Here is a 16,131-nt window from a genome sequence, read left to right on the forward strand (position 1 = left end):
AATGGTCTACTAGCCAAGTTTTCGACACTAATATCTTCTTCTTTGTTGATAGAGGCCATTTTGAATAGCGAACTCTTGTGGGTATTGACCCTGCTGTTGATAGCTATTGTTCTTTTTACCACCAGTAAACTGCGTATGGACATTGTCGCATTATTGGTGATTATCGCGTTTGTCATGAGTGGAACGTTGACGCTAAGTGAAGCGACCAGCGGTTTCAGTGATCCTAATGTGTTGCTGATAGCTGCCCTGTTTGTTATTGGCGAGGGATTGGTCAGGACTGGCGTTGCTTATCAAATGGGGGACTGGCTGGTAAGGGTTGCCGGAAACAGTGAAACCAAAATGTTGGCGTTACTGATGCTGACTGTGGCGGGGCTTGGCGCTTTTATGAGCTCTACGGGCGTGGTCGCGATTTTCATTCCTGTGGTGCTCAGTGTGGCGGCAAGAATGAAAATTTCGCCGGGGCGGTTGATGATGCCTTTGAGTTTTGCTGGGCTTATCAGCGGCATGATGACATTGGTAGCGACGCCGCCCAATATGGTGATTAACAGTGAGTTGATACGGGAAGGGCTTTCCGGTTTTAAATTCTTCTCTATTACACCCATTGGTATTTTGATTCTGTTCGCCGGTATCGGTTATATGCTGATCGCTCGTCATTGGCTGGGAAATGATCAGTCGGATAAAGGCCATGACAAATGGAATCGCCGCACTTTCCGTGACCTTATTCGCGACTATAAATTATCAGGTCGCGCGCGTCGTCTGGCGATCCGCCCGGGTTCCCCGTTGATTGGCCTCTCTCTTGATGAGTCGAATTTGCGTGTCCGCTATGGGGCTAATGTCGTTGGTATTGAGCGTTGGCGGCGTTTCCGGCGCGTTATGGTCAGTGCGATGGGCAATACCGAATTGAGAGCGCAGGATGTGTTACTGGTTGATATGTCAGACGGTGAGGTGGATCTGCGTCAATTTTGCAGTGAGCAATTATTAGAACCGATGGTGCTGCGTGGAGAATATTTCTCTGAACAATCTCGTAACGTGGGGATGGCGGAAGTTTCTCTGATCCCAGAATCGGATTTATTGGGTAAGTCGCTGCGGGAAATAAGTTTTCGTACCTGTTATGGTTTGAATGTTGTTGGTATTCGACGTGATGGTGAATCGTTGTCGGGTAAGCTGGTCGATGAGCCACTACAACTTGGGGATATTTTGCTGGTTATTGGTGACTGGAAATTGATCCGTGTCCTGAAAACCAAAATGCGCGATTTTATTGTCCTCAATCTACCGGTTGAGATCGAAGAAGTGGCCCCGGCAACGTCTCAAGCGCCACATGCGCTTTTTAGTTTGGCGCTCATGGTAGCGATGATGCTTACCGATGAAATACCTAATGTGATTGCCGCATTGATAGCTTGCCTGTTGATGGGAAAATTCCGCTGTATTGATATGGAAAGTGCGTACCGTTCTATTCATTGGCCCAGTATTATCCTGATTGTCGGGATGATGCCGTTTGCGCTGGCATTACAGAAAACCGGCGGGATTGCTCTGATTGTCCGTGGCCTGATGGATATTGCGGGTGATATGGGGCCGAGGGTGATGTTGGTATGTCTGTTTGTACTTTGTGCCGTGATCGGTTTGTTTATTTCTAATACGGCAACGGCGGTATTAATGGCGCCGATAGCCATTGCTGCCGCACGTGAAATGGCAGTATCTCCCATGCCATTTGCCATGATTATTGGTGTGGCGGCTTCCGCCGCATTTATGACTCCAGTTTCATCCCCAGTCAATACGCTAGTTCTTGGCCCCGGTGGTTATAAGTTCTCCGATTTTGTCCGGTTGGGGGTGCCATTTACCGTGCTGGTAATGGTGATTAGTGTACTGGTCATTCCTTGGTTGTTTCCATTTTAATGTGGAATGTCGAGACTAATTTCGTCCAATGACAAGCTGAACCCCGGTACAAAAACCTGCATAAAGTAATCCATCTCCTGGCTGTGACGATCAGCCAGGGTTTTCTCAAGTCGTACTTTCGCCAGATTGAATTCATGGTTACCTGCCGATAATTCTTCCAGACATTTGAGATAGGCGCACAGGGAATCAGCTTGTTTAATAATAAAAGTCTCTTCTGCTGTATGCTGGCTGTCATCCAGAATTGGACGGAAATCCTCTTGCAGCTCTGTTGGTAGCATTTCTAGTAATTTTTTCTGCGCGATTTTTTCTATCTTTTTGTATTCCCGTGCGATATGTGGATTGTGATATTTGACCGGGGTGGGTAAATCTCCGGTGATAACTTCGCTGGCGTCGTGATACATAGCCAGCAACGCAATGCGTTCAGCGTTCACGTTGCCGCCAAATTTGCGGTTTTTGATAATGGCTAAGGCATGTGCGACAAAGGCTACCTGTAGGCTATGTTCGGACACATTTTCTGTACGTACATTGCGCATCAGAGGCCAACGGTTAATCAGTTTCAAACGGGAAAGGTGGGCAAAAAAATGGCTCATAATCATCTCTTACAGTCAATGTTGCTTTTATTGTGAGCGCTGGATGGGGGCAAAGTAAACCTTAAAATCGTTTCTTATTTTTATCCCTTATTTTCAGAGGGAAATGTGCTGTTTATCGGGTATGCATTAAAACGGGTATCCAGACCGTATAGTGATTAGTGACATGATTAGTTTACATTTGCCATTAACTGGCAATGTTATAATCGTAATGGATATCTTTTTTAAAGAAATTTATTTTTCCACTCCATTTTACATACAATTTATATACAAAAATTTCATATAATTTACAATAGTTTGTTATTTATTCAGGTGTTCTCTTTTATCAAGTTTAATACATGCAATGTTTAATTCTTTTGTATCTTGCTAATGCCTTATATAATCACTGCAAAAATCTCCTATGAAAATAAAAAAATTAGTTGGTGTTACCGGTAAAAAATGAAAATTTATTGGTCTTATTTGGCAGAGAGTCATCATTTGGTATCAATAAAGAAAGTTATGGAAATGGCTATCAAGGATTTTTCTCTGACAGGGGAGGTTTTCTTCAGTGAGGAAAAAACGGGCAGGCTAGATTCATCGGACAGGCTAGATTTATCGGAATAGAAGAAATAGGTTTTCTTCTACACCGATAGAATGCATGGTATGAAATCAGTAATCTCTTTCTGTGAACGGAGATTATTTTTACTGATGATATTTGCCAATAAATCGAGCGAATTTCTGAATTGCCATCTCCAGTTCATCGAGTCTTGGTAGTGTCACAATGCGGAAATGGTCAGGTTCCGGCCAGTTAAATGCGGTTCCTTGCACTAACAAAACCTTCTCTTGTAATAAAAGGTCAAGTACCAGCTTTTGGTCATCGTGAACATTAAAGCGCTTCGTATCAATTTTGGGAAACATATATAAAGCGCCTTTGGGTTTTACACAGGAAACGCCGGGGATTTGATTAATTAATTCCCATGCTCGGTTACGCTGCTCATACAAACGACCACCAGGTAAAATGAATTCACTGATACTTTGGTAACCACCTAAGGCAGTTTGAATAGCATGTTGCATTGGCACATTGGCGCATAAACGCATTGATGCCAGCATCTCCAAACCTTCAATATAGCTCTTAGCGTGTTTCTTCGGGCCGTTTAATACCATCCAGCCTTGACGAAAACCGGCTACCCGGTATGTTTTGGATAGCCCGTTAAATGTTACCGTTAACAGATCAGGGGCGAGTGCGGCAATTGAATGATGCTGTGCATCGTCATATAAGATTTTGTCGTAAATTTCATCAGCAAAAATAATCAAATTATGTTGACGGGCTATTTCAACAACTTCTAATAGCAATTCTTTACTATATACAGCACCCGTTGGATTATTAGGGTTAATAATCACAATCCCACGTGTACGAGGCGTAATTTTGTTACGGATATCGTTTAAGTCAGGAAACCAATCTGACCCTTCATCACACATATAATGTACGGCTTTACCGCTGGAAAGTGAAACTGCCGCAGTCCAGAGAGGATAATCAGGCGCAGGAACCAGCATTTCATCACCGGTATTCAGTAATGCTTGCATTGCCTGAACGATTAATTCAGAAACGCCATTGCCGATATAAATATCTTCAACAGTCATATCCATCATATTTCGGGCTTGATAATGTTGCATGATAGCTTTGCGTGCGGAATACAGACCTTTCGAGTCTGAATAACCCTGCGCGGTTGGTAAGTTACGGATAACATCTACCAAGATTTCATCTGGCGCTTCAAAACCAAAGGGGGCTGGATTACCAATATTTAATTTGAGGACTTTATTACCTTCTTCTTCAAGGCGTTTAGCTTCCTTGAGTACGGGGCCGCGGATGTCATAACAAACATTATCCAATTTGCTGGATTTTTTAACTGCTAGCATAGAGAGTCTTACCTTATCTTGGCAAAAAAAGGGGTCGCCTGGCACAAAGTGTGTAACATTTAATGTACTCCTCCCGCTGAATGTTTTGAAGATGCCTTGATATATTTGGTTAAAATGGTTGTTTTAGTAGGGAAGTTGTTATTTGAGTATCTTTTTATGTAAATTATGTTGGCGTTAAATTCTGAATTTATTCACAATGTTAAATTTATAATCTGAATTGTCGGTGTTTTCTAGTGTGGAAATGGGGCATTTTTAGCGTGATAACAGTCTGGTTGCACCATTGTGGGGAGAAAATGAGCATGTCTCAATTTGCCAATAAAAATTGTTGTGTTTGTATAATTTATTCTTATGTATAAGATTTGCCTTGAATTGGCAATTCAGAACTATATATTTTAGAAAGATCGAACAATATTTTTGATCATTTCTGGAAACTAGTTGTAAATTTATCTGAATAGGATTATTAAACATTAGTGATATTGTAGATTTTTACTTTATATTTAGTTTTTCTGATATAACTTATGTTATTCTTTGACGTGAGTCAGAAAACAAAATAACCAAACTAGAAATCACATATAGGGTGTTGTAAATAGGGATTGTCCTCAATTTATTTAGGAATCCGAGTAACTTTTGCTAAGAGAGAGGAGAAAATAAAACCCGCAATGGGTTCAATAGGTAAAAAAACAGCAGTAAATCTTTGCCCTATTTAATAGAGTAGAGTACTGTCTAAGCGATGTTAATTTAATTTGATAGTGCTTACGTAAAAACACCAGGTTAGTTAGTAATTAAAATCAAAAAAAAGTGATGAATAAACAATGATAAATGCAAATCGTCCGATAATGAATCTCGATCTCGATCTGCTAAGAACTTTTGTTGCTGTTGCTGATTTAAATACTTTTGCAGCAGCAGCAGCAGCAGTATGCAGAACGCAATCGGCTGTAAGTCAGCAAATGCAACGTTTGGAGCAGTTGGTGGGCAGAGAGCTGTTTGCCCGTCATGGCCGTAATAAGCTTCTTACAGAGCATGGTCTTCAACTTCTTGGTTATGCAAGACAAATTCTGCGCGCTAACGATGATGCCAGCGCATCATTAACCTATAGCGATGCGGAAGGCGAACTAAGAATCGGTGCATCCGACGATACGGTGGATACACTGCTCCCTTTTTTGTTAAATCGTATCGCTTCCGTTTATCCGCGGATGGCAATAGATGTCCGTATAAAGCGTACTCAATTTATTGAAAGTATGCTGGATAACCATGAGATCGATTTGGCGCTCACAACCGCGAAAATCAGTCATCATCCAAGGACTGTTCTACGCTCAACACCGGTATTATGGCATTGCGCTCCTGATTTCCAGTTACAATCAAATGAACCTGTGCCATTGGTTGTGATGGATGAAACCAACCCATTCCGTCAGTTGGCGTTGGATACGCTGGATGAAGTGGGGGTATCGTGGCGGATTGCTTACGAAGCCGCTTCTCTGTCGGCAGTTCGCACGGCAGTGAATGCGGAAGTTGGTATTACTGCCCGTCCTCTGGAAATGCAAAATGCTGATCTGCGTATTTTAGGAGAAAGTGAAGGGCTTCCTCGTTTGCCTGAAACCCAATTCTCTCTGTATAGACATAGCAATGAACAGAATGAATCTGTTCTGACGGTTTTTAGTGCAATAGAGAATAAGAAAACGCCATACACGATATCGGGTGTTTCTGAAGAACTTCCTGATGATGACGATATTATTGATGAGTAATATCTGAAACACTTGTCTTTGCTAATACCTCCATTATGGACGGAAGGAGGTATTAGCTCCCTGGATATATTTATAAGCAATCATCAACTAAATTCATCTTATTTTGTTGTTATCGTAATCATTAAATATACGGTGGCATTTTTCTTAACACCCCCCTGATTTGGTTAACAAATTGTTATATTGTTAACAAAGTAATAATTCGCTGAATTGATGAAATAAGAATTTCTGTAGTGAACCAGAACTTTTCTTGTTGCTAATGAGTAAAAAATATAATTTCTTCAGATTTGAATGAATTATCAGCAGCAGTAAAATTTTTTTCTGTCGAATTGTGTACTTGATCAAAGAAATACTCCCTATGTAGCAGTGGAAAGGCAGGTTTTTCCTGAGATAATGATGTAGTAAAAGCGAGTTATCGGTTAAACTAGCTTCCGCCGCTGTTCGCATGCCAGTTGACTGACACGTTTTAGCAGTGCGGTAGCACGATCCGTTAAGACTAAGTTTGTTGTTTGTAAATAAATGTTAGATTAATTTTGTCATAACAGACAAAATATTGTTGAGAGGAGTAAAAACCAAGAAGATTCACTCCATCAATCATTGATTAGCAGTGTTTCAGATTTGGTTGTTACCCCTTCCCTTGAATCGATGTGGTGCAACACTGCCAGACAAAAGAGCAGACACTTTTGACACCACTTTTGATGAGTAAGCAATGAGTATGTCAACATCCACTGAACTCTTTGCCCATCACTGGGCATTCGCGGTATTTCTTTTAGGTGCTTTCGGTCTGTGTGCTTTGATGCTGTTAGGGGCATTTTTCTTGGGCGGAAGAGCGAAAGCCCGGGCAAAACATGTCCCTTATGAATCCGGTATTGATTCTGTCGGTAGTGCTCGTCTCCGTATGTCGGCCAAGTTCTATCTGGTCGCTATGTTCTTTGTCATCTTCGATGTTGAAGCTTTGTTTTTATATGCATGGTCAGTCTCTATCAAAGAGAGTGGCTGGTTAGGCTTTATCGAAGCAAGCATTTTCATTTTGGTGTTACTCGCAGGCTTGTTTTATCTGGTGCGTATTGGGGCGCTGAATTGGACGCCATCTCGTTCAAGCCGCCAGGTAAGTAAACCAAGTGTTGTGATTAACATTAACAATAGTCATCCGCAGTAAATAGCGAGGCATTTAAAGATGGATTATACACTCACCCGCATAGATCCGAACGGTGAGAATGACCGTTATCCCCTGCAAAAACAGGAAATTGTCGCAGACCCACTGGAGCAACATGTCCACCGTAGTGTTTACATGGGCAAGCTGGAGCATGCTCTGCATGATATGGTGAACTGGGGACGTAAAAACTCCCTGTGGCCTTACAACTTTGGCCTTTCCTGCTGTTATGTGGAAATGGCGACATCATTTACCGCTGTTCATGATGTCGCCCGTTTTGGCGCTGAAGTTTTACGTGCATCACCCCGCCAGGCGGATTTTATGGTGGTTGCTGGAACCTGTTTTACCAAAATGGCGCCGGTTATCCAGCGTTTGTATGACCAGATGCTTGAGCCGAAGTGGGTTATCTCTATGGGAGCCTGCGCCAACTCTGGCGGTATGTACGATATTTACTCTGTAGTTCAAGGCGTCGATAAGTTTATCCCCGTTGATGTTTATATTCCTGGCTGTCCTCCCCGTCCTGAAGCTTATTTGCAAGCGCTGTTGTTGTTACAGGAATCAATCGGCAAAGAGCGTCGTCCTCTGTCTTGGGTGGTGGGAGATCAAGGGGTTTACCGTGCCAATATGCAGTCAGAAAGAGAACGTAAGCACGGGGAACGTATAGCAGTGAAAAATCTGCGTACGCCAGACGAAGTTTAAGAATCTGTCTTTTAGACAGTAGGCGTGACTAAAGCAGCCTAATGAATGTAACCAGAGCAATGTGTTGCGATACTAATCCTGATCAAAACGAACACTGATCAAAGCGTTGTGGTGAAAAATGATGACAGATCAGATAGCGCAAGAAAGCGCCCGGCCTGCGTGGCAAACTCACGATCATCTTGATGATCCGGTGGTGAGTGAGCTGCGTAACCACTTTGGCCCGGATGCCTTTACCGTTCAGCCAACCCGTACTGGTTTGCCAGTTGTCTGGGTGAAGCGTGAACAATTACTGGAAGTAATAACTTTTCTAAAGAAACTGCCTAAACCTTATGTCATGCTGTTCGATTTGCATGGCATGGATGAGCGCCAGCGTACTCACCGCCAGGGTCTGCCAGAGGCAGATTTTTCTGTGTTTTATCACCTGCTTTCTATCGAGCGTAACCGCGATATTATGTTGAAGGTTGCACTCAGTGAAAAAGACCTGAATCTGCCGACTGCAACTCCTTTGTTCCCAAATGCCAACTGGTATGAGCGTGAAACATGGGAAATGTTCGGCATTGTCTTTAACGGCCATCCAAACCTGCGCCGCATTATGTTGCCGCCGACTTGGGAAGGGCATCCGCTGCGGAAGGATTATCCCGCTCGTGCGACAGAGTTTGATCCTTTCGAACTGACCAGACAGAAAGAAGATCTGGAAATGGAAGCGCTGACTTTCAAACCAGAAGAGTGGGGAATGAAACGAGGTACCGAGAATGAGGACTTCATGTTCCTTAACCTTGGTCCTAACCATCCCTCTTCTCATGGCGCATTCCGTATCATCCTGCAACTGGATGGTGAAGAGATTGTTGATTGCGTGCCGGATATCGGCTACCACCATCGCGGCGCGGAGAAGATGGGAGAGCGTCAATCTTGGCACAGTTATATTCCCTATACAGACCGTATTGAATACTTAGGCGGTTGTGTTAACGAAATGCCTTATGTGTTGGCGGTGGAGAAACTGGCGGGAATTGAAGTGCCTGACCGGGTAAAAACCATTCGTGTTATGTTGTCGGAATTGTTCCGCATTAACAGCCACCTACTGTACATTTCCACTTTTATTCAGGACGTCGGCGGGATGACGCCAGTGTTCTTCGCCTTTACTGATCGCCAGAAAGTGTATGATCTGGTGGAGGCGATTACCGGTTTCCGTATGCACCCTGCATGGTTCCGCATTGGCGGCGTTGCTCATGATTTACCGCGTGGTTGGGATAGATTATTGCGCGATTTCTTGGGCTGGATGCCTAAACGTCTTGATTCCTACGTGAAAGCAGCGCTGAAAAACAGCATTCTGAAAGGCCGTTCTATCGGGGTCGCCGCTTATAATTCGAAACAAGCCCTTGAATGGGGCACCACGGGAGCGGGTTTGCGGGCGACGGGCATTGCGTTTGATGTGCGTAAATGGCGCCCATACTCCGGCTATGAAAATTTCGATTTCGACGTGCCGATTGGTAATAACGGCGACTGTTATGACCGCGTGATGTTGAAAGTGGAAGAAGTGCGTCAAAGTTTGCGAATCTTGAAACAGTGTCTGGATAATATGCCGGAAGGTCCATTCAAAGCCGATCACCCACTGACGACGCCGCCACCGAAAGAGCGTACTTTGCAGCATATCGAAACCATGATTAACCACTTTTTGCAAGTGTCATGGGGGCCAGTAATGCCGGCAAATGAATCTTTCCAAATGATTGAGGCCACCAAAGGCATCAACAGCTATTACCTCACCAGCGACGGCAGTACAGTGAGTTACCGTACCCGCGTTCGTACACCGAGTTATCCGCATTTGCAGCAGATCCCATCGGTAATCCGCGGTGGCTTAGTCTCTGACCTGATCGTGTATCTGGGCAGTATCGATTTTGTTATGTCTGATGTGGATCGCTAACTATGCAAAGTGAAATTAACGCGAGTGCTCAACAAGCGCGCCTTGATGTGGTTAACGTAACAGAGTCTCAGGCAAAAGCAGATTTTGTGCTGAGTACCGAAGAGCACGATGCCATTGAGCATGAAAAACACCACTACGAAGATCCGCGCGCCGCTTCGATAGAAGCATTGAAAATTGTACAGAAACATCGTGGTTGGGTGCCGGATGGCGCCATTTACGCGATTGCTGATGTGCTTGGTATTCCCGCCAGTGATGTGGAAGGTGTGGCAACATTCTACAGCCAGATTTATCGTCAACCTGTGGGCCGCCATATTATTCGTTATTGCGATAGCGTGGTTTGTCATATTACCGGTTATCAGGATGTTCAGGCTGCGATTGAAAAACATCTGAATATCTGTCCGGGGCAGACAACGAAAGATGGTCGTTTTACGCTGTTGCCAACCTGTTGTCTGGGTAACTGTGACAGAGGTCCGACCATGATGATCGATGACGATACGCACAGTTCTGTCAGACCTGAAGAGATTGAGAAGTTACTGGAGCAGTATCCATGACAGCATATTCAGGAATAAAAGAAATTATTCGTACTGAGGAAAATCATCCTCTTACCTGGCGTTTACGGGATGATAAACAACCGGTATGGCTGGATGAGTACCGTAGTAAAAATGGTTATCGTGGCGCTGAAAAAGCGCTGAAAAGCATGTCCCCGGATGAAGTGGTTTCTTTGGTAAAGGACGCCGGGCTGAAAGGCCGTGGCGGTGCAGGTTTCTCTACTGGTTTGAAGTGGAGCCTGATGCCAAAAGATGAAAGCATGAATATCCGTTATCTGTTATGTAACGCAGATGAAATGGAGCCGGGTACTTACAAAGATCGCTTGCTGATGGAGCAACTTCCTCACCTGTTGGTGGAAGGGATGTTGATCAGTGCATTCGCTTTGAAAGCTTATCGTGGCTATATCTTCTTGCGTGGCGAATATGTGGAAGCGGCGGTGCATCTGCGTAAAGCCATCGAAGAAGCTAAGGCAGCGGGTTGGTTGGGTAAAAATATTATGGGCAGCGGCTTTGATTTTGAGTTGTTTGTTCATACCGGCGCAGGGCGCTATATTTGTGGTGAAGAAACCGCGCTGATTAACTCACTGGAAGGTCGCCGAGCAAATCCTCGCTCAAAGCCGCCATTTCCAGCCACTTCCGGCGCATGGGGTAAGCCTACTTGCGTCAACAACGTTGAAACCTTGTGCAACGTTCCTTCAATTCTCGACTACGGCAAAGAGTGGTATATCGGCCTAAGTGCGGGCAAGAGTAAAGATGCCGGCACCAAACTGATGGGGTTCTCCGGTCGGGTGAAAAATCCGGGCTTGTGGGAATTGCCATTTGGTACGACTGCCCGTGAAATTCTTGAAGATTATGCCGGCGGTATGCGTGACGGCTTGAAATTCAAAGCCTGGCAGCCAGGCGGTGCAGGGACTGACTTCCTGACCGCTGAACATTTGGATCTGCCAATGGATTTTGAAAATATCGCCAAAGCGGGCAGCCGTTTGGGTACTGCCTTGGCAATGGCGGTTGACCATGAAATTAACATGGTTTCTTTAACCCGTAATCTTGAAGAGTTCTTTGCCCGTGAATCTTGCGGTTGGTGTACTCCATGCCGTGACGGGTTGCCGTGGAGCGTGAAAATCCTGCGTGCAATAGAGCGTGGGGAAGGGCAACCGGGGGATATTGAAACGTTGGAACAGCTCTGTCGCTTCCTTGGGCCAGGTAATACATTTTGTGCTCACGCACCAGGAGCCGTGGAACCACTACAGAGCGCCATCAAATATTTCCGTGATGAATTCGAAGCTGGAATTGTGACCAAAAACTATGGCAACACCCATTTCATTGCGGGTATCCAGTCAAACCTGTTGAAACAGCGCTGGTAATGGGTTTTTCACGAAATTAGCAGAATTTTTGATTAACACTTGCTGAAAAGCAGGTCATTTGGAAGCATGCTGACTATGGCTACGATACATGTAGACGGCAAAAAATACGATGTAGACGGGGCTGATAACCTGTTACAAGCCTGCCTCTCTTTGGGGTTGGATATTCCTTATTTTTGCTGGCATCCAGCGCTTGGAAGCGTTGGCGCTTGCCGCCAATGTGCGGTGAAGCAATATCAAAATGCGGATGATACGCGCGGTCGTCTGATAATGTCCTGTATGACTCCGGCGGCGGATGGCACTTTTATCTCTATTGATGATGAAGAGGCTAAAAAGTTCCGTGAGAGTGTGGTTGAGTGGTTGATGACTAACCATCCGCACGATTGCCCGGTGTGTGAAGAAGGGGGCAACTGCCACTTACAGGATATGACTGTGATGACCGGTCATACATTCCGTAAATACCGTTTCACTAAGCGTACTCATAACAATCAGGAATTGGGGCCGTTTATTTCTCATGAAATGAACCGCTGTATTGCCTGTTATCGTTGTGTGCGTTACTACAAAGATTACGCCGACGGCACTGATTTTGGTGTCTATGGCGCTCACGATAATATCTATTTTGGTCGCCCTGAGAGTGGTACGTTGGAAAGCGAGTTCTCCGGTAACCTGGTAGAAATCTGTCCAACCGGGGTATTTACTGATAAAACCCATTCTGAGCGTTATAACCGTAAATGGGATATGCAGTTTGCGCCAAGTATCTGTCAACAGTGCAGCATTGGTTGCAACACCAGCCCAGGGGAGCGTTATGGTGAATTACGCCGTATTGAGAACCGTTATAACGGGACGGTAAACCACTATTTTATGTGTGACCGTGGTCGTTTCGGTTATGGTTATGTCAACCGTAAAGATCGTCCTCGTCAGCCACAGCAATTGCGTGGCGATCACTGGATCTCGCTTAACGCTGAACAGGCCATGCAGGGTGGGGCGGATATTTTACGTCAGGCAAAAAATGCCATCGGTATCGGTTCCCCACGCGCCAGTCTGGAAAGCAATTTTGCGCTGCGTGAACTGGTGGGCGCGGAAAACTTCTATAGTGGGATTGCTGAGGCTGAACAACAACGCCTTGATATGATGCTGGAAATTTTGCAACAAGGTGGCGTTTATACTCCGTCGCTGCGTGAAATTGAAAGCTATGATGCGGTACTGATTTTAGGTGAAGATCTAACGCAAACCGGCGCCCGGATGGCACTGGCAGTTCGTCAGGCTGTGAAAGGCAAAGCTCGCGAAATGGCCGCTGCTCAGAAAGTTGCTGATTGGCAAATTGCCGCTGTGATGAATATTGGTCAGCGTGCGAAATATCCTCTGTTTGTGACCAATGTGGATGATACGCGTCTGGATGATATCGCAGCGTGGAATTATTGTGCGCCGGTTGATGATCAGGCGCGTTTTGGTTTTGCAGTCGCTCATGCATTGGATAACACTGCGCCGGCAGTAGAAAATTTGCCTGACGAACTGAAAGCTAAAGTGGAAATGGTTGCGCAAGCATTGATTGGCGCGAAGAAACCGCTGATTATCAGCGGTAGTAACGTCGGCAGTGATGCCATTATTCAAGCAGCGGCCAATGTTGCTTGGGCGCTGAAAGACCGAGGCTCAGATGTCGGTTTGTCGTTTGTTGCAATCTATGCGAATAGTATTGGATTGGGAATGATGGAGGCCCAGCCGCTGGATGTTGCGTTGCAACGGATAAGCCGTGGTGAATCTGATACGGTTATCGTGATGGAAAATGATCTCTATCGGCATGCTGCGGCAGATAAGGTAGACGATGCACTGAACAACCTGAAAAACCTGATTGTGATTGACCATCAACGCACTGCCATCATGGATAAAGCCCATTTGGTTCTTCCAGCTTCTAGCTTTGCAGAAAGTGACGGTACGTTGGTAAATCAGGAAGGCCGGGCACAGCGTTATTTCCAGGTTTTCGAACCCTCTTTCTACGACAAATCGGTGGTGATGCTGGAGAGTTGGCGTTGGTTGCACTCCTTGCACACAACTTATACTGAACGCCATTTGGATTGGACGCAACTTGACCATGTGATTGATGCTTGTGTAGAAGCAATGCCGCAGCTTAAAGGCATTGTTGATGCCGCGCCTGATTCTACGTTCCGTATCCGCGGTCAGAAACTGGCGCGTTCACCGCACCGTTACAGTGGTCGTACTGCAATGTTGGCGAATCTCAGCGTACATGAGCAGCGTCAGCCGCAGGATGTCGATTCGCCATTTGCTTTCTCAATGGAAGGTAACAATAGCCCAAATGCCTATCGTCAGCAGGTGCCATTTGCATGGGCGCCGGGCTGGAACTCACCGCAAGCTTGGAACAAATTCCAAGCGGAGGTAGGTGGTCATCTGCGCTTTGGTGATCCGGGTGTGCGTCTGATTGAGACAACTGACGGTGGTCTGAACTATTTTGATCAGATTCCGGCAGCATTTACCGCACAAAATAACCAATGGACAGTGGCTCCTTACCACCATTTGTTTGGTAGTGAAGAGTTAACTCAGCGTTCTGATGTCATTCAGGAACGTATGCCGGAGCCTTATGTGATGCTCAATAGCAAAGATGCGGATCAATTGGGTGTGAAAACGGGTTCTGTTCTGGAGTTTGATTGTTTTGGTCAGCAATTGCGTCTGGCAGTTCGTCTGAGTGAAAGTCTTGCTCAAGGGCAGATTGGTTTGCCGATGGGAATGCCGGGTATCCCTCCGGTATTGGCAGGTGTTTCCGTGAATAATCTGCGGGAGGTTGCACAATGAGTTGGTTAACCCCCGAAATTATTGATGTGCTGATCGCTGTTCTGAAGGCCGTGGTGATCCTGGTAGTGGTGGTTGTCTGTGGGGCATTGATGAGTTTTGGCGAACGTCGTTTGCTAGGGCTGTTTCAAAACCGTTATGGGCCGAACCGCGTAGGTTGGGGTGGATCGTTACAAATCGTCGCTGACATGATCAAAATGTTCTTCAAAGAGGACTGGGTACCACGGTTTGCCGACAGAATGATTTTTACTTTGGCGCCGGTGATTGGTTTCGTTTCTCTGTTGTTGGCATTTGCCATTGTGCCGATCACGCCGACTTGGATGGCTGCTGATCTGAACATCGGTATTTTGTTCTTCATGATGATGGCGGGTCTGGCTGTCTATGCGGTGCTGTTTGCTGGATGGTCAAGTAACAACAAATACTCGTTACTAGGGGCGATGCGTGCTTCTGCGCAGACACTGAGTTACGAAGTGTTTATCGGCCTCTCCTTTATGGGCGTTGTTGCGCAAGCAGATTCCTTCAATATGGTGGATATCGTCAATGCACAAGAACATATGTGGAATATCATTCCTCAGTTCTTTGGCTTCTTGACTTTTGCTATCGCGGGTGTGGCGGTGTGTCACCGTCACCCCTTTGACCAGCCGGAAGCAGAACAGGAGCTAGCTGACGGCTATCATATTGAATATTCCGGTATGAAATTCGGCCTGTTCTTCGTGGGTGAATATATCGGTATTGTCACGGTTTCTGCCCTGATTGTGACAATGTTCTTTGGTGGCTGGCATGGTCCATTCCTGCCGCCGTTTGTCTGGTTTGCGTTGAAAACAGCATTCTTCATGGTGATGTTCATCCTGATACGTGCTTCTTTACCGCGTCCGCGTTATGACCAGGTGATGGCGTTTGGCTGGAAAATCTGTTTGCCGCTGACCTTACTTAACCTGCTAGCGACTGCGGCAGTGATTTTGTACAACGCTCAATAAGGGGGGAATGAACCATGACATTGAAAGAGTTAGTGGTTGGTTTTGCCACCCAGGTACGCAGTATTTGGATGATTGGCTTACATGCCTTTCATAAGCGCGAAACCCAAATGTATCCAGAGGAACCGGTTTATCTGCCGCCCCGTTACCGTGGCCGTATTGTGCTGACGCGCGATCCGGACGGTGAAGAGCGTTGTGTTGCCTGTAACCTGTGTGCGGCGGTTTGCCCGGTGGGATGTATCTCACTGCAAAAAGCTGAACATAAAGATGGTCGTTGGTATCCAGAATTTTTCCGCGTTAACTTCTCACGTTGTATTTTCTGTGGTTTATGTGAAGAAGCTTGCCCGACTACTGCGATCCAATTAACGCCGGATTTTGAAATGGGGGAATTTAAGCGCCAGGATCTGGTGTATGAAAAAGAGGACCTGACGATTTCAGGTCCGGGTAAATATCCTGATTATAACTTTTACCGTAAGACAGGTATGGCAATTGGCGGCAAACCAAAAGGTGAAGCCGACGATGAAGCGAAACCTATCGACGTTAAAAGCTTGTTGCCGTAAG

At 45.6% G+C, this 16,131-nt stretch carries 12 protein-coding genes; 10 read left to right on the plus strand and 2 right to left on the minus strand.

Annotation, left to right across the window (positions count from 1 at the left end; translation table 11 throughout):
- Positions 1 to 60: 60 nt before the first annotated feature.
- The gene (locus OO184_RS13225) at positions 61 to 1,893 is read left to right on the plus strand and encodes an SLC13 family permease (RefSeq protein WP_265379585.1); all 1,833 of its coding nucleotides are present in this window, start codon (positions 61 to 63) and stop codon (positions 1,891 to 1,893) included.
- On the opposite strand, the gene yfbR is transcribed toward OO184_RS13225, so the two are convergent.
- A complete protein-coding gene (gene yfbR, locus OO184_RS13230) occupies positions 1,890 to 2,483 on the minus strand; it encodes a 5'-deoxynucleotidase (RefSeq protein ID WP_265379586.1) in 594 nt (197 codons plus the stop codon). The two genes, OO184_RS13225 and yfbR, sit on opposite strands and share 4 nt — an antisense overlap.
- Before the next feature lie 678 nt (positions 2,484 to 3,161).
- The gene (locus OO184_RS13235) at positions 3,162 to 4,376 is read right to left on the minus strand and encodes a pyridoxal phosphate-dependent aminotransferase (RefSeq protein ID WP_265379587.1); all 1,215 of its coding nucleotides are present in this window, start codon (positions 4,374 to 4,376) and stop codon (positions 3,162 to 3,164) included.
- An 812-nt stretch (positions 4,377 to 5,188) separates the two neighbouring features.
- Here OO184_RS13235 and hexA point away from each other — a divergent pair.
- The 9 genes from hexA to nuoI all read left to right on the plus strand — a co-directional run bounded on the left by hexA (position 5,189) and on the right by nuoI (position 16,130).
- A complete protein-coding gene (gene hexA, locus OO184_RS13240; RefSeq protein ID WP_265379588.1) occupies positions 5,189 to 6,118 on the plus strand; it encodes a transcriptional regulator HexA in 930 nt (309 codons plus the stop codon).
- A 706-nt stretch (positions 6,119 to 6,824) separates the two neighbouring features.
- Positions 6,825 to 7,274: an NADH-quinone oxidoreductase subunit A gene (locus tag OO184_RS13245; RefSeq protein WP_011147306.1), complete on the plus strand. Its 450-nt coding sequence runs from the start codon at positions 6,825 to 6,827 to the stop codon at positions 7,272 to 7,274.
- Positions 7,275 to 7,292: 18 nt separating this feature from the next.
- The gene (locus OO184_RS13250) at positions 7,293 to 7,967 is read left to right on the plus strand and encodes a NuoB/complex I 20 kDa subunit family protein (protein ID WP_265379589.1); all 675 of its coding nucleotides are present in this window, start codon (positions 7,293 to 7,295) and stop codon (positions 7,965 to 7,967) included.
- 118 nt (positions 7,968 to 8,085) lie between these two features.
- Positions 8,086 to 9,885, plus strand: coding sequence for an NADH-quinone oxidoreductase subunit C/D (gene nuoC / locus OO184_RS13255; protein WP_265379590.1), 1,800 nt, complete (start codon positions 8,086 to 8,088; stop codon positions 9,883 to 9,885).
- A 2-nt stretch (positions 9,886 to 9,887) separates the two neighbouring features.
- A complete protein-coding gene (nuoE, locus tag OO184_RS13260) occupies positions 9,888 to 10,436 on the plus strand; it encodes an NADH-quinone oxidoreductase subunit NuoE (protein ID WP_049584765.1) in 549 nt (182 codons plus the stop codon).
- Positions 10,433 to 11,797 carry an NADH-quinone oxidoreductase subunit NuoF gene (nuoF, locus tag OO184_RS13265; protein ID WP_265379591.1) on the plus strand — a complete coding sequence of 455 codons (1,365 nt, stop codon included), beginning with the start codon at positions 10,433 to 10,435 and terminating at the stop codon, positions 11,795 to 11,797. Before nuoE ends, nuoF begins: the two co-directional genes overlap by 4 nt.
- Positions 11,798 to 11,872: 75 nt before the next feature.
- Positions 11,873 to 14,599, plus strand: coding sequence for an NADH-quinone oxidoreductase subunit NuoG (gene nuoG / locus OO184_RS13270; RefSeq protein WP_265379592.1), 2,727 nt, complete (start codon positions 11,873 to 11,875; stop codon positions 14,597 to 14,599).
- Positions 14,596 to 15,573: an NADH-quinone oxidoreductase subunit NuoH gene (nuoH, locus tag OO184_RS13275; RefSeq protein ID WP_046395986.1), complete on the plus strand. Its 978-nt coding sequence runs from the start codon at positions 14,596 to 14,598 to the stop codon at positions 15,571 to 15,573. Before nuoG ends, nuoH begins: the two co-directional genes overlap by 4 nt.
- A gap of 14 nt (positions 15,574 to 15,587) precedes the next feature.
- On the plus strand, positions 15,588 to 16,130 hold the full coding sequence (gene nuoI / locus OO184_RS13280) for an NADH-quinone oxidoreductase subunit NuoI (protein WP_049584761.1): 543 nt from the start codon (positions 15,588 to 15,590) through the stop codon (positions 16,128 to 16,130).
- Position 16,131 lies beyond the last annotated feature (1 nt).

Origin of the sequence: Photorhabdus aballayi, from assembly GCF_026153155.1 — a bacterium.
Taxonomy (GTDB): Bacteria; Pseudomonadota; Gammaproteobacteria; order Enterobacterales; family Enterobacteriaceae; genus Photorhabdus; species Photorhabdus luminescens.